Source organism: Nocardiopsis sp. NPDC055879 (assembly GCF_053615935.1).
Map to the genome: position 1 here is coordinate 178,052 of NZ_JBSHCT010000012.1, position 24,154 is coordinate 202,205.

The following is a 24,154-nucleotide window of genomic DNA, read 5'->3' on the forward strand; positions in this document are numbered from 1 at the left end:
ACCGTCGGCTCTCCTATCCTTGGCGGGTGTCCTTCTTCGGCGATCTGCGCGCGGTCCTCCAGGGATCCCGGTTCCGTCGGCTGTTCGGTACCCGGTTGGTCTCGCAGTTCTCCGACGGGATCTACCAGGCCGGGCTGGCCGGCTTCGTCTTCTTCAACCCCGAACAGCACACCGGCGCCGGAGAGGTGGCCGCGGCCTTCGCCGTGTTGCTCCTGCCCTTCTCCGTTGTCGCCCCGTTCGCCGGGGTCCTCATCGACCGGTGGCCCCGCCGTCAGGTCCTGTTGCTGTCCTCGGTGTTCAAGGCGGTCCTGGCCACGGTGACCGCGTTCCTGGTCGCCAACGGCGAAGGGCCCGCGTTCTTCGTCGCGGCGCTCCTGGTGCTGAGCGTCAACCGCTTCTTCCTCTCCGGCCTCTCCGCGGGGCTGCCGTACGTGGTGTCCCGCGACAAGCTGATGATGGCCAACGCCGTCACGCCCACCTGCGGCACCGTCGCCAGTTCCCTCGGGACCGGTGTCGGTCTCGCCATCGGGATGATCGGCGGCGAACAGGCCTTGGGAACCGGGATCATCCTGTTCGTGGCCGCGCTGGGCTTCGCCGGGACCGCCCTGGTCTCGCTCACGCTGCGCTACCGGGAGCTGGGTCCGCACCTGGAGAGGGAGCCGGAGGAGGTTCGGGCCGCCCTCGGCAACGTGGTGCACGGCATGGTCTCCGGGGTCCGGCACATCTGGGAGCGCGTCCCGGCTCGCGCCGCGCTGCTCACCATCGGCGGCCACCGGATCCTGTTCGGCGTCTCCAGCCTGGTGACCCTGCTGCTGTACAACAACACCTTCACCGGGGGCGGTGTCGCCGGTCTGGCCGGGTTCTCCGTGTCCGCCGGGCTGCTCGCGCTCGGGTTCTTCCTGGGGGCCGTGGCCACTCCGTCGGCGACCGCGCGGATCGGGGCGAGCTCCTGGATCGCCGCCCTGTTGGCGTCGGCGGCGGTGGCTCTGCTGGTGTTCGCGCTGCCCTTCTCCCCCGCGCTGTTCCCGGTGGCCGCGTTCGTGCTGGGTTTCGTCTCCCAAGGCGTGAAGGTGACCGTCGACACGTTGGTTCAACGACATGTCGACGACGCGTTCCGTGGTCGGGTCTTCTCCGTATACGACGTGCTCTTCAACGCCACGTTCGTACTGGGCGCGGCACTGGCCGCGGGGCTGGTTCCCTTGTCCGGGGTGAGCGTGCCGGTGATCACGGTGATGGCGTCGGCCTTCCTCGCGATGGGCTGGGCCTGGACCGTTCGGGCCCGCCGCCTGGCCCGTTCCGACTTGGAGCGTTCCGCCTCCTGAAGTCGACCTGTCGAGTTGTCTCCCCGTCGACCTGTCGCCTCATCGACTCATCCATGAGTAGCCAAAGAGTCACTTAATGTAGTGTCCCCGCAGTGACCGATCGATGAGGAGATGGTGACCATGAGCGTCGGCTACGGACTCGGCAACCCCTCCAGCGCCTTCGGGGCGCGCGGGGTCACCAAGAGGATCGAGGCGGTACGCCGGCAGCTCCCCACCCGTGGTGACCGACTGCTGGACGTCGGCTGCGGGGACGGCACCTACACGGTGGAACTCGCCGAGGGGTTCGTGAGGGTGGACGCCGTCGACGTCGAACCCGCCCGCCTCGAAGACTTCGCCGCGCGTGTGGCCGGTACCGACCTGGAGGACCGGATCGGCCTGCACAAGATGTCGGCCGACGCACTCGCCTTCGACGCCAACACCTTCGACCGGGTCACCGCGTTCGAGGTGCTCGAACACCTCGACCACCTGGAGGAGAGTCTCGCCGAGATCCACCGGGTGCTCAAGCCCGGTGGGGCCTTCTCCATCACCACGCCCAACCGGTGGTTCCCGTTCGAGACCCACGGGGTCATGTGGGGAGAACGGCGCCGTTCCGCGCTGACCGTCCCGTTCCTGCCGTGGATCCGTCCGCTGCACGAGCGGATGTCGGACGCGCGGGCGTTCACCACCCAGGAGATGGGACGTCTGCTGCGTGACGCGGGCCTGCGGGTGCGGTCCATCGACTACCTCATGCCGCCGCTCGACCGCCGAATGCGGGCCCTCCAGCCCGTCTCGGACGGCCTGGAGGGCACCCCGGCACGGGTCTTCGGCATGGCGATGGTCGTCACCGCCGTCAAGCCGGGTCTCAATCCTTGAGGTGATCGGCCGCCCAGGAGCGCAGCTCCGCGGCGGCGTCCTCCTTGGCCATGGGGCCGTTCTCCAAGCGCAGTTCCAGCAGGAACCGGTACGCCTTGCCGATCAGGGGGCCGGGCTTGATGTCGAGGATCTCCTGGATCTCGTTGCCGTCCAGGTCGGGCCGGATCTTGTCCAACTCCTCCTGTTCGGCGAGTTCGGAGATGCGTCGCTCCATGTCGTCGTAGGAACGTGAGAGCGACGCGGCCTTGCGCCGGTTGCGGGTGGTGCAGTCCGCGCGCGTGAGGATGTGCAGCCGCTCCAGCTGGTCACCGGCGTCACGGGCGTAGCGGCGCACGGCGGAGTCGGTCCACTCCCCCTTGCCATAGCCGTGGAAACGAAGGTGCAGCGCGACGAGGGCGCCGACCTGGGTGATCACGTCCTTGGGGAAGCGCAGCGCGGTGAGTCGCTTGCGGCTCATGGAGGCGCCCACCACCTCGTGGTGGTGGAAGGTCACCCGGTTGCCGCCCTCGAAGGAACGGGTCTTGGGCTTGCCGATGTCGTGCAGCAGCGCGGCCAGGCGCAGAACCAGGTCGGGTTCGTGCCCACGGGAACGCTCCAGTTCCATGGCCTGGTCCAGGACGGTGAGCGAGTGCTCGTAGACGTCCTTGTGCCGGTGGTGCTCGTCGATCTCCAGGCGCATCTTGGGGATCTCCGGGAGCACGTACTCGGCGATGCCCAGGTCCACCATGAGTTCGATGCCCCGGCGCGGGTTCGGGCTGAGCATGAGCTTGGTGAGCTCGTCGCGGATGCGCTCCGCGGAGACGATGGAGAGCCGGTCCGCCATGTTCCGGGCGGCCTCGACCACCTCGGGAGCCAGTTCGAAGCCGAGCTGGGCGGCGAAGCGCACCGCTCGCATGATGCGCAGCGGGTCGTCGCTGAAGGAGTCCTCCGGGCGCCCCGGTGTGCGCAGGATCTTGGCCCGCAGGTCGGCCAGGCCACCGAAGGGGTCCACGAACTCGACGTCGGGCAGGCGCACCGCCATCGCGTTCACCGTGAAGTCGCGGCGCAGCAGGTCGTCGTGGATGTCGGTGCCGTAGGACACCTCGGGCTTGCGTGACTTGGGAGAGTAGTCCTCGCTGCGATAGGTGGTGATCTCCAGTTGGAGCCCCCTCTTGCGCAGACCCACCGTGCCGAACTCGATGCCGACGGTCCACACCGAGTCCGCCCAGCCATCGACCAGCTTCAGGATCTGCTGGGGTACGGCGTCGGTGGTGAGGTCCACGTCGTTGGAGACACGCCCGAGGAGAGCGTCGCGCACCGGGCCACCGACGAGGGCGAGTTGTTGGTCGTGCGCGGCGAAACGATCCCCGAGGTCCTCGGGGATCGGGCGGATCGAGTCGATCAACGCGGTGATCGCCGCCCGCTGCTCACCGGTCGGCTCGTTCACCACGGGCCGGGTAGGGGCGGTGTCGTTCTCACTCGAAAACTCTGTGTTCGGCACACCACGCAGATTAAGCGGCCTCGCGGGGTGACCGCGAATCGCCGACCTGCTCGCGTCGCCTCTGGCGCGTACCCCGCACCGGATGAAATGCTGTCCCCGCCACGCGCCGGGCGACCGGGCGCACCAGAACCCGGGTTCGGTGGACACGGTATCTTCTGGTGGAGTGGTGGCCCGTCACTTTCGTCCTGCGGCCACCGGCCCCGCCTCACGCCGAGCGCGCCGCGCGGGCACCCCGATCCGTCCCCGCCCCGTCACTTCACGGCCCCGGCGGGACGGACCCCTGGCCCCGAATCAGGAAACCGGTCAAGCGTTGCGTCGAACTGCTTCCGCGGCCGCGGTCATGGCCATGACCGCCGCGCTGCTTCCGATCCCGGCCACGCTCTCACCCGTCGCGGCGGAACCTGAGAACGAGGAGTCGGTGCCTCCGATCGTCGTGGACCGGATCACGCCGGACGCCATCGACGAGGACAGCACGCTACGCGTGTCGGGTGAGGTGACCAACGCCACCGACACCTCGATCGAGGACGTCACCGTCCGGATCCGTTACTCGCGGCACTCCTTCAACACCCGCGAGGAGATGGACGAGTTCGCCACCGGCGACGGCTGGCAGCCGGACGCGGAGGGACCGGAGAAGGAGTTCAAGGGCGCGTTGGAGCCCGACCAGGGCCTGGAGTACTCGCTCAGCACCCCGGCGGAGGATCTCGACCTGGGCTCCTACGGCGTGTACCCCATGGTCGTGGAGGCCCTGGACGGCGACGGCGAACAGTTGGGCGCTCAGTACACCTTCCTCCCCTACACCGGGAACGACGACGTCGACGAACTCGACCTGGCCTGGGTCTGGCCGCTGATGGACGAACCACAGCGCGCCGACGACGACACCTTCCTGAGCGAGGACCTGCACTCGTCCGTGACCGAGGAGGGGCGTCTGGGCCGTCTCCTGGCCGCCGGCGCCCAGGTCCCCCTGTCCTTCGATCCCGGCGACGAGGACCTCGTCGACGAGCTCGGCCTGGAGGAGGAGCCCACCGAGGACGAGCCCTCACCCGACGCCGAGAGCCCGACGGCCGAACTGTCCCCTGGCGAGGAGCCTCCCAGCGCGGAGCCCACCGAGGACGACGCCACCGCGGAGGAGCCCCCATCCCCCGAGGCGAGCGCGTCTCCGGAGGACGGCGCCACGGAGGCCCCGGACGCACCCGAGGAGACCGAAGGGGGCGAGGAGGACGAGGAGGAGACCCCCACGCGGACCGAGGGTGTCCCCATCACCTGGGCGATCGACCCTGGGACCATGGACGACGTCCTGCGCATCGCCGCGGAGGAACACGACGTCCTGGAGGATCTGCTGGAGGTCCCCGAGGGGGTCGAACCGGAACGCCACCAGCGCGCCGCCGACGTCCCCGCCCAGGTGTGGCTGCGCGAGGCCCGGCGGATCCTGCCCGCCGACACCGTCGTGACCACCCCGTACGCCAACACCGACCTGGTCGCGCTGTTGCGCAACGACCTGCACGTCGACGCCGACGCCTCCCTGACCCTGGCCCAGGAGGCGGTGCGCCGTTCCCTGGCGATGGAGCCCGACTCCAGGTACGCGTTCCCGGCCCGCGGTCTCATGGACGAGAACGTCCAGCAGCTGTACGCCTCACACGACGCCCACCGATTCATCCTGCGCGAATCGGCGATGCCGACCGCGTCCTGGCTCTCCACCACCCCCACCGCGCAGGCCCCCCTCCCGGCCGGTGAGGACGACGAGGACGACCCGTTCGCCCTGGTCGCCGACGCGGGCCTGACCGAGGTGCTGTCCATGCCCTCGCACGGCCCCGGTGAGTCCACCCTGGCCTTGCAACGGTTCGCCGCGGAGACCGCGATGATCGCGAGTGAGAACGTCGGCGGCGACCGTGTCGTGGTGGCCGCTCCCCCGGCCGGTTGGGACCCCGGCACGGGACTGGCGTCCGGCGTCCTCGAAGCCACCGAGGACCTACCGTGGCTCTCCCCCGAACGTCTGGACGAGGTCGAGCCGCCCTCCCAGGACGACCAGGAGGAGACCCGGTCGGGCCTGCGTTATCCGGACCGGGCCGCCGAACAGGAGCTCGGCTCCGGCTACCTCGGCGAGGTCGAGGACGTGAGTCGGGACGTGCGCCTGTTCAACAGCATCCTCGTCGGGGACAGCGACCCCTTCCGTCCGGCCATCGTGCGTCTGGAGTCGGTGTACTGGCGTGAGCGCGAGGCCCTGGCCGGGGCGACCCGTTCGGTGGTCGGTCAGTCGGTGCAGGAGCGGATGCAGGACGTGCGGGTCATCCCGGGCGAACCGGTGACCCTGGCCAGCAGCACCGGGATCACCGGTGTACTCGTCGCCAACGACCTGGAGGACGAGTCGGTCTACGTGCACCTGTCGATCTACTCGGAGAACGCCGAACGGCTCGGCATCGGCACCTACACGTCCGACTTCCAGATCGCCCCGGGCGCCAAGACGACCGTCTACGTGCCGCTCTCGGCGAGGATCAACGGGACCACCGCGGTCCACGTGAGCCTGCAGAACTCCAACGGTGAGCCGATCAGCCCGCAGGACACCGTGATCCAGGTGAACGCCACGGGTCTGGGCACACAGGCACTGCTCATCAGCGGGATCGGACTGCTGATCCTGGTCGCGGCCCTGGCCCCGAGGGCACTGCGCAAGTGGGCCCGCCGACAGGCCGCCAAGGCCGACGCGGCCGAGGGCGGCGCCCCTGACGGCGACAAGGACGACGAGGGCGACGCGGGCAACGAGGATGAAGAGGAACCGAGCGACGGCGAGGACGCGAGGTCCGAGCAGGACGCGAAGGACACCGAACCCGAGGACACGTCCCGTTCCGAGGACTCATCCGACTCCGAGGGCGAGTCCGTCCCCGAGGACACCGAACCCGGCGAGGACCGGTCGAATGACGGCGACACCCGCGCGTGAAGCCCGAAGCCGTGTCGACGAGATGACGGGGCGACATGACGACATGTCGCCCCGTCGACCTGTTCCCTTGTCCACACGTCACCACGCCCGCACCCCTCGCGAGGCTCCGGGCCCCGGAGTCGCGTCTCGATACCTCCGATGAAAGGAACCCTGATCCACGGTGGTCACCGAATCCCCTAACGGCGACGAACAACCCCCTCGTTACTCGCCGAGGCACAGTAAGCACTTCGACGGGTCCCTCCCGGGCGACAGCGCGACCCGGCCCTACCCGGGCTCGACGCCCTCCTCCGAGGATGGTGAGTTCCCCGAGCCCATGGACGCCCCACGCGACCCCGCGCCCGACGCCGAACCCGTGGCGGACAAGCCCGCGGCGGAGAAGGGCTCCGGCGGCATGATGCGTTCCAGCGCGATCATGGCCGTGGGCACCATGGCCTCCCGACTGACCGGATTCGCGCGGACCATCGTGCTCGCCGCGGCCATCGGAACCCACCTGCTCGGTGACGCCTACCACACGGCGCACACGATCCCCTTCATCCTGAACGACCTGCTCATCGGTGGCCTGATGGCCTCCGTGGTCATCCCGTTCCTGGTCAAGCGACGCAAGAACGACCTGGACGGTGGCAAGGCCACCGAGGACCGCCTGTTCACCTCGATGGTGCTGGCGTTGCTGGTGGTGACCACGGTCGCGATCCTGGCCGCCGAGGCTCTGATCTGGCTGTACGGTTCCCGGTTCACCCCGCTGCAGTTCGAGGCGTCCGTCTACCTGGCGCGTTTCCTGCTCTCGCAGATCTTCTTCGTTGGTCTGAGCGGCCTGCTCAGCGCGATGCTCAACACCCGGAACAAGTTCGGCGCCGCCGTGTGGGCTCCGGTGCTGAACAACGTCATCATCATGTGCGTGGCCGGGTTGTTCCTACTCGTGGCCGGGCCCGGGAAGACCCCCGACACGGTCACCGGTTCCGAGCTGACCCTGCTGGGCGCGGGCACCGCGGCGGGCATGGCCATGCAGGCCCTGGTCCTGTTCATCGCCCTGTCCCGCACCGGTTACCGGTGGCGTCCCCGGCTCGACCTGCGCGGCTCCGGGCTCGGCGAGGCGCTCCGAACCGCCGGCTGGATGATGCTCTACACCCTGCTCACCCAGGCCGGGCTGTGGATCACCACCAACATCGCCAACGCCGCCAACGTCGCGAGCATCGAAGAGGGCCTGGACGTGGGCGCGGGCATCAGCGCCTACAACCTGGCCTACCAGCTCTTCCAGTTGCCCTACGCGATCATCGCGGTCTCGCTGATCACCGTTCTCCTGCCCCGCATGAGTGCGCACGCCGACGATCGGAACTGGGACGCGGTCCGCTCGGACTTCTCCCGCACCCTGAGGATCTCCGCCTTCGTGCTGGTGCCGACCGCCTTCGCGGTCGCGATGTTCGCCGAGCCGCTGTCCATCCTGGCCTTCGCGCGCGGGTCGGTCTCGGTGGCCGACGCGGTCGCCATCGGCCAGATCCTCGCGGTGATGTCGCTCGGTCTGGTGCCGTTCACGGTCTTCCAGCTGATGCTGCGCGTCTTCTTCGCCATGGGCGACACGAAGACCCCCGCCCTCATCGGTGGCGCGAACCTCGCCGTGCACAGCGCGCTGGCACTGGTGGCCTACCTGCTGCTGCCGCCGAACATGGTCGTGGTCGGTGTCGCCTCGGGCTTCATGCTGTCGTTCCTGTCCGGTCTGACCATCGCCGGTCAGGTGATCAGTCGTCGTATCGGGGGACTTGACGGAAAGCACGTGCTTGGCACATTGTTGCGCCTGCACCTGGCCGTCATCCCCAGCATCGCGGCGGGCTTCGGTGTGCTCTGGTTCTTCGACGCCTACGTCGGTCCCGGTCTGTTCACCTACGTCGGCGCTCCCCTGGTGGGTTGCGTCGCCGGCGCCCTGCTCTTCCTCGTGTCCGCGCGCGTGCTGCGCGTGCCCGAACTGAGCGCCGCGGTGGAACTGATCCGCGGTCGGCTGCGTCGATGATGAACGTCCCCTTGTTCCGGCCCCGTACCCGCCGGCGCACGAACCCGTAGCCGCACTCAGTCAGAAAAGGACCGCCCGACGGTGTCCAGCGACAACCCCCGTCAGTACGCCGACGGTTCCCGGAACGGACCCGAGGACCCTCCGAAGCAACGCTCCGGTCGCCAGATGGTGATGCCGGAGGACGTGCTCGACGCGTATGAACGTTCAGAACCCCAGGGCGAACCCGAGACCGGTCTGAAGACCCTCCGGGATCCGAGCGACATCGGTGACGTGGGTACCGCGGACCGCGCCGGTATGGAGGACGGCGACGAGATCGGTGGTTCGTCCCACACCGGTCCGGGCAACATCGCCAAGTCGACCGCGATCATGGCGGTCGGCACGATCGCCTCGCGTGTGACCGGCTTCGTCCGGACCATCGTCCTGGCCGCCGCGATCGGCACCCAGCTGCTGGGCGACGCCTATCAGACCGCGGGCATGGTCCCGTACATGATCTACGACCTGCTCATCGGCGGGTTGTTGGCCAGTGTGTTCGTGCCGTTCCTGGTCAAGCGACGCAAGCTCGACCAGGACGGCGGCGACAAGACCGAACAGCGCCTGGTCACCCTGATGCTGCTCGGTCTGTTCGTGCTGACCCTGGTCTCGGTGCTGATCGCCGAGTGGTTCATCAGGATCTACGCGGGCGGGTTCAGCGGGGCGCAGTACGACGTCTCGGTGATCCTCGCCCGGTACCTGGTGCTGCAGATCTTCTTCATCGGCGCCAGCGGTCTGGCCAGCGCGATGCTGAACGCGCGGAACAAGTTCGGCGCCCCCATGTGGGCTCCGGTGCTGAACAACGTCGTGATCATCGGCATCTGCCTGTGGTTCCTGAGCATCGCCGGCCCGGGACGGACCCCGGAGACCATCACGCAGGGCGAGATCGCGCTGCTGGGCCTGGGGACCGCGCTGGGCCAGGTCGTGCAGGCCGCCGTGCTGATCTGGGCGCTGTTCGCGGCGGGCTTCCGCTGGCGGCCGCGTCTGGACCTGCGGGGTTCGGGCCTGAGCGAGGCGGCCGGCGCCGCCTCCTGGATGATGCTGTACATCGTGGTCGCGCAGGTGGGCGCCCTCGTCTCCACCAACGTCGCCACGCGCGCCGGGGCGATGTCGGCGGAGCTGGGTTACGACAGCGGATCGGGCATCGCGGCCTACAAGTTCGCCTCGATGCTGTTCCAGCTGCCGTACGCGATCATCGCGGTCTCGGTGATCACGGCGCTGCTGCCCCGAATGAGCGAACACGTCGCGGCCGGCCGCAAGGACCAGGTCCGCAGTGACTTCTCCCGGGGCTTCCGTCTCTCCTCGGTGTTGATCGTGCCGATCGCGGTGGCGATGATCGTCTTCGCCATCCCGTTCTGCGTGATGATCTACGCGCAGGGCAGCACCAGCGCCGAGGACGCCGCGGCCATCGGTCGGATCCTGATGGTCTTCTGCGTGATGTTGATCCCGTTCACGCTGTTCCAGCTACAGATGCGTGTCTTCTACGCGCTGGGCGACACCCGTACGCCCGCCCTGGTGGCGATCCCCTCGGAGATCACGCACGCCATCACCGGTGTCGCCCTGTTGTTCGTGTTCGCGGAGACCCCGCAGCACATCGTGGTGTGGTTGCCGGTCCCCTACGGCCTGTACTACATCGTGGGTTCGGCGATCATGTGGTACATCCTCCACAAGCGACTCAACGGCCTGGACGGGCGTCGCACCGTGGTCACCTTGTTCAAGTTGCACCTGGCCACCGTCCCCGCGGCCCTCTTCGGCATCCTGATGCTCGTGGTCTTCAATGGTCTGCCCGGTGATCTGTGGCCGGCTCTCTCCTCGATGGTGGCCGGAGGCCTGGTCGGTGCCGTACTGTTCGTGGTCTCGGCCAAGTTCCTCAATGTGTCCGAAGTCACATCCTTCCTGGATTTGCTCAAGACACGACTACGACGCCGCTGATCACCTGGAATGGATGACCTTGGGTAGTCGGATACGAATACGTCCAGGAAGGTCGATGGGTAATCAATGTCCTCCAAAGAGGCTGTTCACGCGTCCTAGCATGGACAGACACCGCTTTACCGCCAAAGCATCGTTCATCCGAGCTGCCCGAAGGGAGGCTGGGGACAGCAGACAGGGCCGATCCCCTCGTGTGAACCCGCATGGGAACCACGCGACTCAGCGGCACTGGCACCCGTCACTCCCATCATGAGCACCTTCCTGATCGAACCCGGGGCGAAGCTGGCCAACCGCTACCGACTCGACCACGTGGTGAGCGAGACCGGTGGTGCGACCCGGTGGAAAGCCACCGACGAGACGCTGGCGCGTCCGGTCGCCGTATGGACCTTCGCCGACGGTTTCCCCCGAACGTCAGAGGTCGTGCGAGCCGCCAGGGCCACCAGCCGTGTGCCCGACGCACGCGTGACCCAGGTCTTCGACGCCGACGACACCTCACCCATCCCCTATGTGGTCGAGGAGTGGGTCATCGGCTCCTCCCTGGCCGAACTGCTCCAGCAGGGCCCCATGGAGCCCGAACGCGCCGCGGGTCTGGTCGCCGAGGCCGCCGAGGCCATCGCCGCCGCCCACGCCAACGGTCTCCATCACCTTTGTCTGTCCCCCGGCAAGCTCATGTGGAGCAGCGGCGGAGCGGTCAAGGTCACCGGTATCGGGGTGGACGCCGCGCTGCTGGGCAGCAACGTCCCCCAACCCGGTGCCATCGACGCCCAGGGGCTGGGCAACCTGCTGTACGCGGCCCTCACCGGCTACTGGCCGGGCGGACCGCAGAGCGGCCTGCCCGGCGCCCCGCAAGGACCGATGGGCCCCTACCCTCCCGGTCAACTGCGTCAGGGCATCACCGAACAGCTCGCCACCATCACCACCCGCGCGGCCCTGCCGCAGCTGGTCGGTCAGATGGTGCCGGGCCCGCCCATCACCACCCCCGCGGAGTTCTGCGCGGCCCTGGCCGAGGTCCCCCGTCTCATCCCCCTGCCCGTGGCTCCGGCGGAGGCGGTCCCCCCGCCCGAACCCGGCACCTCCCGGCGCACGGGTGAGTTCGACACCACCACCGGTCCCCGTCGCAGCGCCCGCAACGGCTCCACCGCCGCGCGTTCGGGCGGGTCCCGGCCCCCGGCGGCCTCGCGAATGGAACAACGCGACTCCCGTGACCAGGGATCGTCGACCAAGCGCCTGCTCATCGGCGCCGTGGCCGTCCTGTTGTTCGCCGGTGTGGTCGCGGGCGCCTGGACACTCGGCACGAACCTGCGTTCGGGCTCCGGTGAAGAGGCCGACCCCAGCGCGGACGCCACCGAGGACGTCGTCGACAGCGCCGAACTGGAGGTCCTCCCCATCGCCGCGTCCGACGGGTTCGACCCGCTCGGTGACGGCAGCGAACACGGGGACAAGGCGGGGCTCGCGCACGACGGCGACCCGAGCACCCAGTGGAACACCGAGGGCTACAAGGACCCGATGGGCACCGAGAAGGCCGGCGTCGGTCTGCTCATCGACCTGGGTTCGGCCAAGGAGGTACACGAGCTCGACCTGATCACGCCCGACAAGGACTTCGGTATGCAGATCCGGGTCGGTGACGACGTCTCCGCCACGGACCCGGCGGCCCTCGACGCCGCCCTTCCCGTCGCCTGGGAGGGCTCGGTCAACGGCTCGGAGACGGTGCAGCTCGAAGAGAGCGTGACCGGACAGTACGTCGTGGTCTGGTTCGTCGAACTACCCGCGGACGGCGACCGCTACCGTGGAAGCGTCAACGAGGTCGAGGTACGCGGACTCTAGTTCTCTCTAGTCGTGGGGTATGTGATCAGCGCTGATGGAAGCGGCCCAGGAGCTCCCTGACAAGGAGCTGTTGTCCAGGCACGCTCAGGGTGACGAGCAGGCGTTCGCGGTACTGGTTCGCCGACACCGTGAGCGCCTCTGGGCTGTCGCCATCCGGATGATGCATGACCCCGAGGAAGCGTCCGACGCCCTTCAGGACGCCTTCCTTTCGGCCTTCCGCGCCGCGGATCGATTCCGAGGTGAGTCCCAGGTCACCACCTGGCTGCACCGGATCGTGGTGAACGCGTGCCACGATCGGCTCCGGCGCAGGAAGGTCCGGCCGGCCACCCCCACCGAGGACGAGACGCTCGACGTCATCTCCAACGAACGACTCGGCCGGACCGGCGGCGCCCCCGACCACGCCTCCCAGACCGAGTCCCGCCTGGACGTGCACGCCGCCCTCGAACAACTGCCCTTGGACCAGCGCATGGCACTGACCCTGGTGGACATGCTCGGGTACCGGGTCGACGAGGCCGCCGACATCCTCGAAGTCGCCACCGGCACGGTCAAGAGCAGATGTGCGCGAGGTCGCGCCAAACTACTTCCTTCCCTGGCTCATCTAAGGAACCCTGGACTTCCCCGAGACGTCACATCTGGGAGAGGAGGTGCCAACCCATCGTGACGTCCCATCCTGAGGTGGAGGCACTCGCCTTCTTCGCCGAGGACCTTCTGGAACCCGACGAGGAACGCTCTGTCGCCGACCACATCGAGACCTGCGCCATCTGCGCGACCACCATCGACGAACTCGCCGGGGTCACCCGCGTGCTCGCCGATGTCCCGGCGCCCACGATGCCGCAGGACGTCGCCGACCTCCTCGACGGTCGGATCTCCGAGGCCGTCTCCGAACGCACGGACGTGGACCGGCCCACCGGTGAACGCGACACCACACCCCCGACGGCATCGGACGCGCCCGCGTCCGTCACCCCGATCAACCGGAAGCGACGCGGTTTCGGTCTGCCCAAGCTCCTCATGGTGGCCGCCGCTTCGGTGTTCGTCATCGGTGCCGGCACAGCGGTGATCGGAAACCTGATGTCCGATGAACCGGACATGGGAGCGGCCTCCCAACTGTCGGAGGACACCGCGACCGAGAGCGCCCCGGACACCGCCCAGTCCTACTCCGCGGAGAGTGTGGCCAGCGGCACCGTCTACACCGAGGACGGTCTCACGACGCAGGCCTCCGAGGTCCTGGACCGGGCCGGGGACGACGGCATGGGCGTCAAGTCGGAGGAATCGGCGAAGTTGCCCCAGGGGGCGCGGGAATGCGTCGCCCACGTGGAGGCGACCACCGACTCCCACGTCACCCTGGTCGACGACGCCCAATGGGAAGGGCCCGAGGGCACCGACCGCGCCTGGGTCCTGTTCATCCGAAGCGGTGAGGGTGTCGACGTGCTCGTGGTCGACCCGACCTGCGCTCGCGGCGGTGACCTGGACTCGGCCGTCCTCGCCGAGGGAAACCTCTAACGGACTACCGCGGTGCGGGTCCGCCTTCTCCGGGGCGGACGAGGCCGCTCTCATAGGCGACCACGACCAGACCCACCCGGTCCCGTACCCCGAGCTTGGCCAGCAGTCGACCCACGTGGGTACGTGCCGTGGCCGGGCTGAGGTGGAGCTCGCCACCGATCTCCTGGTTGGACATGCCCCGACCGACGAGGGCGAGGACCTCGCGTTCCCGGTCGGTGACGCCGGCCAGGCGTTCGTCCGCGTTCGGCGGGGGTTCCACCCGTGCCAGACGTTCGACGACCCGACGGGTCACCCCCGGGGACAGCAGGGCGTCGCCCGCGGCGACCGTTCGGACCGCCTCGCGCAATTCCCGGGGGCCGGCGTCCTTGAGGAGGAACCCGGCGGCACCCAGGCGCAGCGCCCCGAACACGTTGTCGTCCTCCCCGAAAGTGGTGAGCACCACCACCCGGGTGTCGACATGTCGGCGCCCCGACGTGTCGACACGTCGACGTTCCAGCTCCCGCAGCACGCCCAGACCATCCACCGCGGGCATCTGCAGATCCAACAGCAGCACGTCCGGGCGGAAGCGGTCGAGTTCGACCAGGGCCGCGCGCCCATCGGAGGCCTCCGACACCACCTCGATGTCGCCGTCCCGTTCCAACAGCGCCCGCACCCCGGCCCGCACCAGTGGCTGGTCGTCGGCCAACAGCACCCGGATCACACGCCACCTCCGACCGGCAGACGAACACCGACACGGAAACCGCCGGTGGGCACCGCCTCGAACGCCATGGTCCCCTCCGCCATACGCACCCGTTCCCTCATCCCCGTCAGTCCGCTCCCCTCCCGCACCGGCACCTCCATGGTCCTCCCGTCGTCGGTCACCGTGACGACGAGTTCGTCACCGTCGCGTTCCAGGAGCACTTCGGCGCGGCGAGCCCGCGCGTGCCGCAACGTGTTGGTCAGCGCCTCCTGGATCACCCGGTAGGCGGTCGCGTCGACCAACGCCGTCAGCCCCTCCCCCGCGGAACCCGACACCCGCACCGTCAGTCCCGCGTCGCGCACCGATTCCACGAGCCCCTCCAGGTGGGCCAGCCCCGCGATCGGTTCGACCTCCGCTCCCGGCTCGCGCAGGGCCCGGACCGTGGAGCGCAGGTCGCGCAACCCCTCACGGGACGCCTGGGTGACGTGGGCCAGTTCGTCACGAGCGGTGGACAGGTCGGCCTCCTCCCCCTCCTCCAACGCCTCGGTGGCGACCGCGGCGTGCAGCGAGACCACGGACAGGTGGTGCCCCACCGCGTCGTGCAGGTCCCTGGCGATCCTGGTACGTTCCCGCGCCAGCAGTTCGGCGGCCTCGGCGTCCCGCGCCTGGGCGTCCAGCACGGCGATCCGTTCCCGCTGCCGTACCCCCTCGCGACGTTGTCTGGCGCCGTCCCCGAGCGCGATCGCCGCGCCCATGACCGCGACCGTGGACGCGAGTTCGTACCCGAGCAGGTAGGCGACGTCCTGGCCCTGTCCTAGGCGGGCCAGGGTCGACACCACGAGGAGAGCGATCGAACTCCCGGCCGCCCACTCCGTCCTCCCCGCCTCGGCGGCCGAGTACAGGGCTCCGGCCGCGGGGATCGCCAGTCCGATCGTCGGCAGTTCGATGACGTAGTTGCCGATGACCAGGACGCAGGTGGCCAGAAGGACCATCACGGGCGCTCGTCGGCGCAACAACATGAGCGCGCCGAGCACAAGGGCCATCACGTAACCCAGGGCCTGATTCCCCTCACCGCCGACATCCGCTCCGACCGCGATCGCCACCACGGCGAACACGGCGAAGCCGAACAGGACGTCGACGACGAGACCTTGGCGGGTGGACTGTTCCGGCATGCGTCGATTCTAGGGAGCGGGGACTCCCTCGCCCGTAGGTCCACGGACGCGCGTCGGTACGCGTTCCGACGTACGAACGAGAGCCCCCGCGCAGACGCCGACGAGGGGGTGCGCAATCCAGGATCGATGTCGTCGGGACACATCGACGACGCCAAGCACATCGACCTGTGAGGTACCCATGCGGCAGCACACCCCGTCCACGCCACAAGGACTGTTCTCCGGCATCACGTGGCCCCTCGTTCTGGGTCTGGGGGCGCTCGCCCTGGTCCGGCCCCTGCTGCGCATCACGGGTATCGCCGACGCCTTCGCCCAAGGCCCCTTGGTCCCCGTGGCCACGACCGTCCTCATCACCGTGTCGTGGGTCGCGGCGGTCCTGATCGCGCGGGTCCCGCGCCCCTTCCTCACCCTCGTCCACACCGGTGTGGCCTACGGGGTCTTCGCCATCGCGCTGAGCGCGGTCCTGTCGCCCCTCCTCGACGGGCGGCTCCAGGGGCCGCTCACCAATCCTTTCGCCCTGGTGATGGTGCTCGTGCTGAACGCCGCCTGGGGTGCGGTGGCGGGTGGGATCGCCCTTGGGATCCGAGGTCTGACCGGAGGCGGCGTCGAACGCTGAGACCCATGCCCACCCCGCGAGCAGGACGGATGTCTCGGAGGGAATGCGGTGCGCCTACCATCGGTTGTGCTAACCATCTTCCCTCCGGTCACGTCACCGTGGCCAGGAAAGCCGACTGCTTGAAGGGCCTACCAGCGTGAGCGACGTCCGCAATGTCATCATCATCGGTTCCGGTCCGGCGGGGTACACCGCCGCCGTCTACGCCGCCCGGGCCGAGCTGCGCCCGCTGGTCTTCGAAGGTTCGATCACCGCCGGCGGCGCGCTGATGAACACCACCGACGTGGAGAACTTCCCCGGTTTCCCGGACGGCATCATGGGCCCCGACCTCATGGACAACCTGCGCAAGCAGGCCGAGCGTTTCGGTGCGGAGCTGGTCCCCGAGGACGTCACCGAGGTCGAGCTGAGCAAGCCCGTCAAGGAGGTCACCGCCGGGGGCGAGACCTTCCTTGCGCACACCGTCATCCTGGCCACCGGTTCGGGCTACCGCGAGTTGGGCGTGCCCGGCGAGAAGGAACTCTCGGGCCGGGGCACCTCCTGGTGCGCCACCTGTGACGGCTTCTTCTTCCGCGACCAGGACATCGCCGTGGTCGGCGGTGGCGACACCGCGATGGAGGAGGCCCTGTTCCTCACCCGCTTCGCCAAGTCCGTGACGGTGATCCACCGCCGCGACGAACTGCGCGCCAGCAAGATCATGGTCGAGCGCGCCTTCGCAAACGACAAGATCAGGTTCGTCTGGGACACCGAGGTCGTCGAGGTCCTCGGTGAGGAGCGGGTCAGCGGCCTCAAGGTCCGCAACCGCAAGAGCGGCGAGGAGAGCGTCCTTGACGTGACGGGCCTGTTCGTCGCGATCGGCCACGACCCGCGGGTTGAGCTCTTCAAGGGCCAGATCGAACTCGACGGGGAGGGTTACGTGAAGGCGGACTTCCCCTCCACCCGGACCAACCTCGCGGGTGTCTTCGCCGCGGGCGACGTGGTCGACCACCAGTACCGCCAGGCGATCACGGCCGCGGGCACCGGCTGCTCCGCCGCGCTGGACGCCGAGCGTTACCTCGCCGAACACGGCAACTGACCCTCCACCCACCCGGTTTCGTCGAACCAAGGAGAACCAAGAAGTGTCGACCGTCAAGAACGTCACCGACGCCACCTTCAAGGAGGAGGTCCTCGCCAGCGACAAGCCCGTGCTGGTGGACTTCTGGGCCGACTGGTGCGGCCCCTGCAAGCAGATGGCCCCGGTCCTGGACAAGCTGGCCGAGGAATACGGCGACAAGATCGAGGTCGTCAAGATCAACACCGACCAGAACCCCGAGACGCCGCGCGCCTACAACGTCATGTCGCTGCCGACCATGAACGTCTACAAGGACGGCGAGGTCGTCAAGCAGCTCATCGGCGCCAAGCCGAAGCGGGTCCTGGAGAAGGAACTCGGCGAGTTCCTTTAACCGACCCCACGAAAGGCCCTCAGGTGACACCTGGGGGCCTTTCGTCGTCTTCGGCGACCCGTGTACGAGCCGACCCGCGCCGGCCGCCCCAGGGGGACCCTGGCGCTTCGAGCGCCTTCGAGGCCGTTCGTGTTTCACGTGAAACACGCGCCCCCGAAGGCGCCTCGACGGCGCCCCTCGAACACGAACGAGGGCGGTGTTTCACGTGAAACACCGCCCTCGGATCACGCCCCCGCTCGGTCACGAGGGTGGCGCCATCACGGTTCGATCTGCTTGATGATCCGCTCCAGGTCCTCCATCGTCGCGAACTCCACAACGATCTTGCCCTTCTTCCGGCCGATGTCCACCTTCACGGTGGTGTCGAGCCGGTCTCCGAAACGGGACGCCCACTCTTCGACCTGAGGCGGGTTGGAGATGCGCCCGGCGGACCGGCGCGCCTTCTCCGCGTCATCGATGTCATGACCCTTGCGGCGCAGGGCGACGATCTCCTCCAACGTACGGACCGAGAGGCCCTCGTTGTTGACCCGATCGGCCAGACGCTCCTGAGCCTCCGGGTCATCGATCGACAGAAGCGCTCGGGCGTGCCCGGCGCTCAGCACCCCGGCCGCCACCCACCTTTGCACCTTCCCCGGGAGGCGCAGCAGACGCAACGTGTTGGAGATGTGCGACCGCGACTTGCCCACGCTCTGGGCCAACTCCTCCTGAGTGGTCCCGAAGTCGTCCAGCATCTGTTGGTAGGCGGCCGCTTCCTCCAGCGGGTTGAGCTGCTGCCGGTGCAGGTTCTCCAGCAACGCCTCCCGGAGGAGTTCGTCGTCGTTGGTCCTACGAACGATCGCCGGCACCCGGTCCAGACCCGCGGACTTGCTCGCCCGGAACCGCCGCTCCCCCATGATCAGCTCATAGCGAGGATCCTTCCCGCCCTGGAGCTTGCGGACCACGATGGGCTGAAGCAGACCCACCTCGACGATGGAGTCCCTCAGTTCTTCGAGGGCCTCCTCGTCGAAGTGGATACGAGGCTGCCGGGGGTTCGGCGTGATCGAGGTGAGCGCGATCTCGTCGATGTAGGTGCCGTCGGGGAGTTCGTTGGGGGCTTCGACCACCGCAGGTTCGGGGGTGGTGGGTTTGGTGGGCGCGGGTGCCTCCGGGACACTCTCCACCGGCGCGGGGGCCGCCGGCCCCTGCGGGATGAGCGCCCCCAATCCCTTGCCCAGTCCGCGCCGCTGCTGGCTCACCGGCAATTCCCTTCACAATCCTTGTACTGATCCGACCGACCGACGGCCGGGATGTTTCACGTGAAACGGTCGCCGTCAGCCGGCGCTGATCCCCTCCGCGCGGTGGGCGATCTCGCGCGCCGCCCCAAGGTAGGCCACCGCACCGGTGGATGTGGGGTCGTAGGTCATGACCGACTGCGCGTAGCTCGGCGCCTCGGAGACGCGGACGCTTCTCGGCACCAACGTCTTCAGGACCAGGTCCCCGAAGTGCGAACGCACCTCCTCGGCCACCTGTTGGGACAAACGGGTACGCCCGTCGTACATCGTCAGCAGGATGGTGCTTATCGACAGCCCGGTGTTGAGGTGGGACTTGACCAACTCGACGTTGCGCAGCAACTGGCCGAGCCCCTCCAACGCGTAGTACTCGCACTGGATCGGGATCATGACCTCATCGCAGGCGACCATCGCGTTGACCGTCAGCAGGCCGAGCGAAGGCGGGCAGTCGATGAGGATGTAGTCGAGGTCCGTGGTGTCGTAGGCGGCGAAGGCACGCTTGAGACGTGCCTCGCGAGCCACGAGCGAGACCAACTCGATCTCCGCGCCGGCCAGGTCGATGGTGGCCGGGGCACACCACAGGTTCGGGATGTCCGGCACCGGCTGGGCGAGCTTGCGGATCTCCTCGTCCTCCACCAGGCAGTGGTAGATGGATCGAGTCTGGGCGTCGCGTTCCATGCCCAGAGCGGTGGACGCGTTCCCCTGCGGGTCGAGGTCGACCACGAGGACGCGCTGTCCATGCATGGCGAGGGCGGCGGCGATGTTCACCGTCGTGGTGGTCTTGCCGACGCCCCCCTTCTGGTTGGCGACGCTGATGATGCGACAGGTCTTGGGGCGAGGCCAGGCATCTTCGTGTCCTTGGCCGGCCATGGCCGCACGGGCCACCTGCGCTATGGGCGTTTCGGGTGCGACGGCGTGTGTGGCCCCCCATGTTTCACCTGAAACAGGGGACTGGCCCACCGCTGGTTCCGGCGATGTTTCACGTGAAACATCGAGCAGGTCTCCATAAGCACCCGCCGGTGTTTCACGTGAAACGCCGGCGTCGTCGGCTGGATTGTGGGGCACGAATGAGTTCACCTCTTCCGTCCGCGCTTCTTCTTGCCGTCCCGTCTCTTCTTCTGTGAACCTTCGGACGGGGACGGACCACCCTCGGATGTCACCGTGACGCGAACGACCGTGGTAGCGGGATCGACCTTACCCCGCCCCACCCTGATCACATCGCAGACGCTAGGCCGCATTTTCGAAACGTCTTGTTCCGCCTCCGCGAGTTCGGCCTCAGCCTGCTCCCCCTTGAGGGCCAACAGGCTGCCGTTCTTGCGCAGCAGAGGCAACGACCAACCCGCCAGACGTGCCAGCGGCGCGACCGCACGAGCGGTGACGAAGTCGGTGTACAACTCGCCACGCACCTCCTCGGCACGCCCGCGGAGCACCGTCACATTGTCCAGGCCGAGTATCTCGACGGCCTCCTCCAGGAAGACCGTCCTTCGCAGTAGCGGCTCCAGGAGGGTCATCCGGATGTCGGGGCGCAGCAGTCCGATCACCAGCCCGGGAAGTCCGGCACCCGATCCGACGTCGACCACCTCCGCCCCCTCCGGGATCAACTCCTCAACGACAGCGCAGTTGATGAGATGCCGCTCCCATAGACGGGGCACCTCGCGCGGGCCGATCAGCCCTCGGCGTACACCATCGTCGGCGAGCAGTTCAGCGAAACGGATCGCCACGGGCAGGCTGTCGCCGAACACCTCCACCGCCTGTGAGGAGGGTACGGGGGGCGTAGCGCCGGTCTCCTCAGCGCCCGAGGTCATCGGTCACCACCTGTCGGAACTCGTCCATCGTCACTTCCATGAACCATTGATCGCCTTGTCGACCTGTCCACAGGTCGACGGCGAGTGGGACGCACGGCGGATCACGGCAGTCCGCGCGTACAGGGCTCTCCCACCGACGGGTCGCGCTGGGCGCGGAATCGGGGTCGTCCTCGCACTGCCGAGGACGGGACGACTCGTGGGGAAGGCCCCGGGGACGATCCTATGTGTGAGGCGCCCCCGGGTTTCACGTGAAACACATCCCCTGGGCCACCCGAATCGAGGGAAGATACCTGAGCAAGGCTCCGGAGCCCTCCCCCGGACATACGTCGGGGGCGATGTTTCACGTGAAACATCGCCCCCGAGGATGCGGCTTCCGGTCAGTCCGCCGGACGCACCACCACGTAACGGTTGGGCTCCTCGCCCTCCGACTCACTGCGCAGACCGGCGGCGGCGACCGCGTCGTGCACGACCTTGCGCTCGAACGGGGTCATCGGCTCCAGCGAGTGGGACTCACCGGAATCCTTGACCTTGTTCGCCGCGTCGGTGCCGATCTGGAAGAGCACCTTGCGGCGACCCTCCCGGTATCCACCGATGTCCAGCATGAGCCGGCTGCGCTCACCGGTCGCCCGGTGCACCGCGAGACGGGTCAGCTCCTGGAGCGCTTCCAGGACCTCACCCTCATCACCGATCAGCTCGTCCAGGGTGGCACCGACGACAGAGACCATCGCACGGTCGCCCTCGACGTCCATGTCGATGTCGCCGTCGAAGTCCGCGATGTCGAGGAGACCCTCGATGTAGTCCGCGGCGATGTCGCCCTCGTTCTCCAGGGCCTCGATATCGATACCGGCCTCGGGTGCCTGGGCCACCGCTACACCGCCGTTCTCTTCCTCGCTACGTCCCACAGCGTTCCCGTCTCCTCATATCCGTCGGTCCCTGGCCGTCGTACGCCTCAGGGGCATTGTCGCCTGCGCACTCGAAAGTCGCCGCGGCCGACACGAAACAGGGGTCCCTACTTGGATCCACCGCTGCGCTTGGAGCGCGTCTGCTTCTTCGGCTGCTTGCGTTCGATCTTAGGCTGTTCCGTCGGCTCCGGAGCGGTTTCGGCGACCTTCTTACGCCCGAGCATGCCCTTGGCCGAACCCTTGGTGGAGTTGCCCTTCGCAGCCGGGGCCTCCTCGCCCGGAACCGGCTGGTTCCGGTACAGGAAGTGCTGCTGCACCATGGTCCACACGTTGGAGGTCACCCAGTAGACCAGAACACCGATCGGCATCATGAGACCGAAGAGCCCGAAGAGGGGCGCCATGTACATCATGATCTTCTGGGTCTGCATCATCGGGTTGTCGGGCTGCTGCGCGATGCTCCGCTTGATGCTCTGACGCATGGTCAGGAACGTCGTCGTGCCCATCAGTACACAGGCGATGGCGATGACGATCTTCGCCATGATGGGGTCGGTGGCCCCCAGCTCGGCGAGGTCCTCGGGCGAGGTGTTGAACTGGGCCGCGATGGGCGCGTGGAAGATCAGCGCCTCACGAGCGCTGTCGACCAACTCCTGGGTGAAGCCGAACTGCACCTTGCCCTCGGCCACACCACGCAGCACGCTGAACAGGGAGAAGAACACCGGCATCTGGAGCAGCAACGGGAGGCAGCCCATGATGGGGTTGGTGCCGCTCTCCTGGTACAGCTTCATCGACTCCCGCTGGAGTCGCTCCTTGTCGTGCTTGTAGCGCTCCCGAAGCTTGGCGATCTTCGGTTGCACTTCCTGCATCTTGCGCTGCGTGTTCATCTGCTTGACGAACAGCGGCACCATCAGGAGACGCATGATGGCGGTCAGCAGCACGATGGACAGGCCCCAGGCCCACCCACTGTCGGGGTCCAGACCAACGAGGGCCAGACCCGAGTGGATCCAGACCAACACGTGGCCGATGATGTTGTAAAGCCAGTCGAGCACCGGCCAACTCCTCGGTGATTCGGTTCAGCTACTGGTCCCCGGAAGCGGTGCCGGTCTGCCCGGTTCCGCCCGTAGACTCCTCGGACTCCTCGTTCCGGCGCCCTCGGGGCGGCGGAACCGGATCAAGTCCTCCGGGGTTGAAGGGATGACAACGGGCGATACGCCTGACGGCGAGCCACCACCCGTACAACGCTCCGTGCACGCGCAACGCCTCGACGGCGTACGCACTACACGAAGGATAGAAGCGACAGACCGGTGGAAAGAGCGGGCTGATGAAACGCTGATACCCGCGGATCGGCAGGATCCACAACCGTGCGAACGCCGTCGGTCTGTGCTCGGTCATCGGCTCGTCCACCGTTCTGCGCCCTCGTCGGGGCGGCGGTTCCCGTCTGTTCCGCTGATCGCGGGGGCGCTCGTGGCGGGCTTTCGCCCACCACGGCCGCCCCGGCCTCGCGAGGCCCCACGGGGTCGCTGGGCCGCGGCGATCGCGCTGTCGAGTCGTACCGCCAGGTCCTCCTGGCGCAGCTGGGCGGCGAGAGGTTTGGCACGTACTACCAGCAGGCTACCGTTTGGCAGAACACCCAATCGTTCCCGCATCAGGTGGCGCAGTCTGCGTTGTACGCGCTTGCGCACCACCGCTCCCCCGACGGCCTTGCTCACGACGAAACCGATCCGTGGCGGATCCGTCCGCTCGGAGGTCCCCGCGAAGTCGGAACGCTTCGGAGCGAGGTAGACCACGCCCAGGGCGTCGCTCGAAGCGCGTCGCCCCGAACGCATGACCGATCCGAACTCGGTGCTGTGACGCATCCGGTTCCGTGGCGACAACATCGGCGTTCCTCCGGGAGGGGTGCGGGCACCACCGGACCTCACACTCGGAACGGCCGGCGTGCCACACGACAAAGGGACCGGCCGGCGAGAAGGCCGGACGGTCCCAGTGAAGACTTGAGGCTTCGCGTGGCCTAGTGGCTCACGGTCAGCGCGGAGCGTCCCTTACGACGACGCGAGGCGATGATGGCGCGACCGGCGCGCGTACGCATGCGCAGCCGGAAGCCGTGGACCTTCGCGCGACGCCGGTTGTTCGGCTGAAACGTACGCTTGCTCACTACTGGCTCCAGGGGCGTGTCAGGAAAATGCTACGACAGACCCCCCATGATATGCGGGGCCTTACAGTGCGTTTGCCGAGGCCGCGACGTCGTGTGGATGAACACACACGAGCGCAGGCAGAATCAACGGCATAAGCATAAAGAAGATACGACCTGGTCGGGTCGGGGTCAAATCAGACCCGTCCTCGCCGGTCCGGGTCCACCGGAACAGGGCGCTGGGGGCGGTGTCGGGCACCACTGGGCGCCGATCGCCCACACGCCTGTG

Annotated in this window: 22 protein-coding genes; 11 read left to right on the forward strand and 11 right to left on the reverse strand. The window is 68.0% G+C overall.

The window, feature by feature from the left end; translation table 11 throughout:
- The first annotated feature begins 26 nt into the window (after nt 1-26).
- Complete coding sequence (locus ACWGKS_RS16465) at nt 27-1,322, forward strand: MFS transporter (RefSeq protein ID WP_358508709.1); 1,296 nt, start codon at nt 27-29, stop codon at nt 1,320-1,322.
- 120 nt (nt 1,323-1,442) lie between these two features.
- Nucleotides 1,443-2,174 (forward strand): class I SAM-dependent methyltransferase, encoded by a 732-nt coding sequence (locus ACWGKS_RS16470; RefSeq protein WP_358508707.1) that lies wholly within the window; start codon nt 1,443-1,445, stop codon nt 2,172-2,174.
- On the opposite strand, the gene ACWGKS_RS16475 is transcribed toward ACWGKS_RS16470, so the two are convergent.
- A complete protein-coding gene (locus ACWGKS_RS16475) occupies nt 2,164-3,654 on the reverse strand; it encodes a CCA tRNA nucleotidyltransferase (protein ID WP_358508705.1) in 1,491 nt (496 codons plus the stop codon). The genes ACWGKS_RS16470 and ACWGKS_RS16475 overlap by 11 nt on opposite strands.
- Before the next feature lie 310 nt (nt 3,655-3,964).
- On the opposite strand from ACWGKS_RS16475, the gene ACWGKS_RS16480 reads away from it, so the two are divergent.
- The 6 genes from ACWGKS_RS16480 to ACWGKS_RS16505 all read left to right on the forward strand — a co-directional run bounded on the left by ACWGKS_RS16480 (nt 3,965) and on the right by ACWGKS_RS16505 (nt 13,868).
- The gene (locus ACWGKS_RS16480) at nt 3,965-6,583 is read left to right on the forward strand and encodes a DUF6049 family protein (RefSeq protein WP_358508703.1); all 2,619 of its coding nucleotides are present in this window, start codon (nt 3,965-3,967) and stop codon (nt 6,581-6,583) included.
- Between the two features lie 160 nt (nt 6,584-6,743).
- The gene (gene murJ, locus ACWGKS_RS16485) at nt 6,744-8,585 is read left to right on the forward strand and encodes a murein biosynthesis integral membrane protein MurJ (protein WP_358508701.1); all 1,842 of its coding nucleotides are present in this window, start codon (nt 6,744-6,746) and stop codon (nt 8,583-8,585) included.
- Between the two features lie 165 nt (nt 8,586-8,750).
- Nucleotides 8,751-10,547, forward strand: a complete 1,797-nt coding sequence (gene murJ, locus ACWGKS_RS16490) for a murein biosynthesis integral membrane protein MurJ (RefSeq protein ID WP_358508741.1) — start codon at nt 8,751-8,753, stop codon at nt 10,545-10,547.
- Nucleotides 10,548-10,793: 246 nt separating this feature from the next.
- Nucleotides 10,794-12,368, forward strand: coding sequence for a protein kinase family protein (locus tag ACWGKS_RS16495; RefSeq protein ID WP_358508699.1), 1,575 nt, complete (start codon nt 10,794-10,796; stop codon nt 12,366-12,368).
- Between the two features lie 34 nt (nt 12,369-12,402).
- The gene (sigM, locus tag ACWGKS_RS16500; protein WP_358508697.1) at nt 12,403-13,029 is read left to right on the forward strand and encodes an RNA polymerase sigma factor SigM; all 627 of its coding nucleotides are present in this window, start codon (nt 12,403-12,405) and stop codon (nt 13,027-13,029) included.
- A complete protein-coding gene (locus ACWGKS_RS16505) occupies nt 13,026-13,868 on the forward strand; it encodes an anti-sigma factor (protein WP_358508695.1) in 843 nt (280 codons plus the stop codon). Before sigM ends, ACWGKS_RS16505 begins: the two co-directional genes overlap by 4 nt.
- A 4-nt stretch (nt 13,869-13,872) precedes the next feature.
- Here ACWGKS_RS16505 and ACWGKS_RS16510 read toward each other — a convergent pair whose 3' ends face one another.
- Together ACWGKS_RS16510 and ACWGKS_RS16515 are read right to left on the reverse strand one after the other, a co-directional pair.
- Complete coding sequence (locus ACWGKS_RS16510) at nt 13,873-14,568, reverse strand: response regulator transcription factor (RefSeq protein WP_358508693.1); 696 nt, start codon at nt 14,566-14,568, stop codon at nt 13,873-13,875.
- A complete protein-coding gene (locus ACWGKS_RS16515) occupies nt 14,565-15,719 on the reverse strand; it encodes a sensor histidine kinase (RefSeq protein ID WP_358508691.1) in 1,155 nt (384 codons plus the stop codon). The genes ACWGKS_RS16510 and ACWGKS_RS16515 overlap by 4 nt, the downstream gene beginning before the upstream one ends.
- A 178-nt stretch (nt 15,720-15,897) precedes the next feature.
- On the opposite strand from ACWGKS_RS16515, the gene ACWGKS_RS16520 reads away from it, so the two are divergent.
- From ACWGKS_RS16520 to trxA, 3 genes are all read left to right on the forward strand, one after another.
- Entirely contained in the window at nt 15,898-16,332 is a 435-nt protein-coding gene (locus ACWGKS_RS16520; RefSeq protein WP_358508689.1) for a hypothetical protein, read from the forward strand.
- Nucleotides 16,333-16,468: 136 nt separating this feature from the next.
- Complete coding sequence (gene trxB, locus ACWGKS_RS16525) at nt 16,469-17,401, forward strand: thioredoxin-disulfide reductase (RefSeq protein ID WP_358508687.1); 933 nt, start codon at nt 16,469-16,471, stop codon at nt 17,399-17,401.
- A 43-nt stretch (nt 17,402-17,444) separates the two neighbouring features.
- A complete protein-coding gene (gene trxA, locus ACWGKS_RS16530; RefSeq protein WP_087102811.1) occupies nt 17,445-17,768 on the forward strand; it encodes a thioredoxin in 324 nt (107 codons plus the stop codon).
- A 257-nt stretch (nt 17,769-18,025) separates the two neighbouring features.
- On the opposite strand, the gene ACWGKS_RS16535 is transcribed toward trxA, so the two are convergent.
- The 8 genes from ACWGKS_RS16535 to rpmH form a co-directional block, all read right to left on the reverse strand.
- Entirely contained in the window at nt 18,026-19,000 is a 975-nt protein-coding gene (locus ACWGKS_RS16535; RefSeq protein ID WP_358508683.1) for a ParB/RepB/Spo0J family partition protein, read from the reverse strand.
- Between the two features lie 75 nt (nt 19,001-19,075).
- The gene (locus ACWGKS_RS16540) at nt 19,076-19,903 is read right to left on the reverse strand and encodes a ParA family protein (protein WP_358508739.1); all 828 of its coding nucleotides are present in this window, start codon (nt 19,901-19,903) and stop codon (nt 19,076-19,078) included.
- Between the two features lie 203 nt (nt 19,904-20,106).
- Nucleotides 20,107-20,838, reverse strand: coding sequence for a 16S rRNA (guanine(527)-N(7))-methyltransferase RsmG (gene rsmG, locus ACWGKS_RS16545; RefSeq protein ID WP_452523064.1), 732 nt, complete (start codon nt 20,836-20,838; stop codon nt 20,107-20,109).
- 377 nt (nt 20,839-21,215) lie between these two features.
- Nucleotides 21,216-21,704 carry a Jag family protein gene (locus ACWGKS_RS16550; RefSeq protein WP_358508737.1) on the reverse strand — a complete coding sequence of 163 codons (489 nt, stop codon included), beginning with the start codon at nt 21,702-21,704 and terminating at the stop codon, nt 21,216-21,218.
- Nucleotides 21,705-21,847: 143 nt separating this feature from the next.
- Nucleotides 21,848-22,786, reverse strand: a complete 939-nt coding sequence (gene yidC, locus ACWGKS_RS16555; RefSeq protein ID WP_358508680.1) for a membrane protein insertase YidC — start codon at nt 22,784-22,786, stop codon at nt 21,848-21,850.
- A 28-nt stretch (nt 22,787-22,814) separates the two neighbouring features.
- Nucleotides 22,815-23,129, reverse strand: coding sequence for a membrane protein insertion efficiency factor YidD (yidD, locus tag ACWGKS_RS16560; RefSeq protein WP_084392256.1), 315 nt, complete (start codon nt 23,127-23,129; stop codon nt 22,815-22,817).
- Nucleotides 23,126-23,614 (reverse strand): ribonuclease P protein component, encoded by a 489-nt coding sequence (gene rnpA / locus ACWGKS_RS16565; protein WP_358508677.1) that lies wholly within the window; start codon nt 23,612-23,614, stop codon nt 23,126-23,128. The genes yidD and rnpA overlap by 4 nt, the downstream gene beginning before the upstream one ends.
- 131 nt (nt 23,615-23,745) lie before the next feature.
- Nucleotides 23,746-23,889, reverse strand: coding sequence for a 50S ribosomal protein L34 (rpmH, locus tag ACWGKS_RS16570; RefSeq protein ID WP_033303406.1), 144 nt, complete (start codon nt 23,887-23,889; stop codon nt 23,746-23,748).
- Nucleotides 23,890-24,154 lie beyond the last annotated feature (265 nt).

Excerpts from the sequence above, each read along its gene's own strand:
- sigM (WP_358508697.1), top strand. The coding sequence starts at position 12,403 with ATGGAAGCGGCCCAGGAGCTCCCTGACAAGGAGCTGTTGTCCAGGCAC.
- murJ (WP_358508741.1), top strand. The coding sequence starts at position 8,751 with ATGGTGATGCCGGAGGACGTGCTCGACGCGTATGAACGTTCAGAACCC.
- ACWGKS_RS16520 (WP_358508689.1), top strand. The coding sequence starts at position 15,898 with ATGCGGCAGCACACCCCGTCCACGCCACAAGGACTGTTCTCCGGCATC.
- ACWGKS_RS16515 (WP_358508691.1), bottom strand. The coding sequence starts at position 15,719 with ATGCCGGAACAGTCCACCCGCCAAGGTCTCGTCGTCGACGTCCTGTTC.
- rnpA (WP_358508677.1), bottom strand. The coding sequence starts at position 23,614 with ATGTTGTCGCCACGGAACCGGATGCGTCACAGCACCGAGTTCGGATCG.
- ACWGKS_RS16495 (WP_358508699.1), top strand. The coding sequence starts at position 10,794 with ATGAGCACCTTCCTGATCGAACCCGGGGCGAAGCTGGCCAACCGCTAC.
- rsmG (WP_452523064.1), bottom strand. The coding sequence starts at position 20,838 with ATGACCTCGGGCGCTGAGGAGACCGGCGCTACGCCCCCCGTACCCTCC.
- ACWGKS_RS16540 (WP_358508739.1), bottom strand. The coding sequence starts at position 19,903 with ATGGCCGGCCAAGGACACGAAGATGCCTGGCCTCGCCCCAAGACCTGT.
- yidD (WP_084392256.1), bottom strand. The coding sequence starts at position 23,129 with ATGACCGAGCACAGACCGACGGCGTTCGCACGGTTGTGGATCCTGCCG.
- ACWGKS_RS16470 (WP_358508707.1), top strand. The coding sequence starts at position 1,443 with ATGAGCGTCGGCTACGGACTCGGCAACCCCTCCAGCGCCTTCGGGGCG.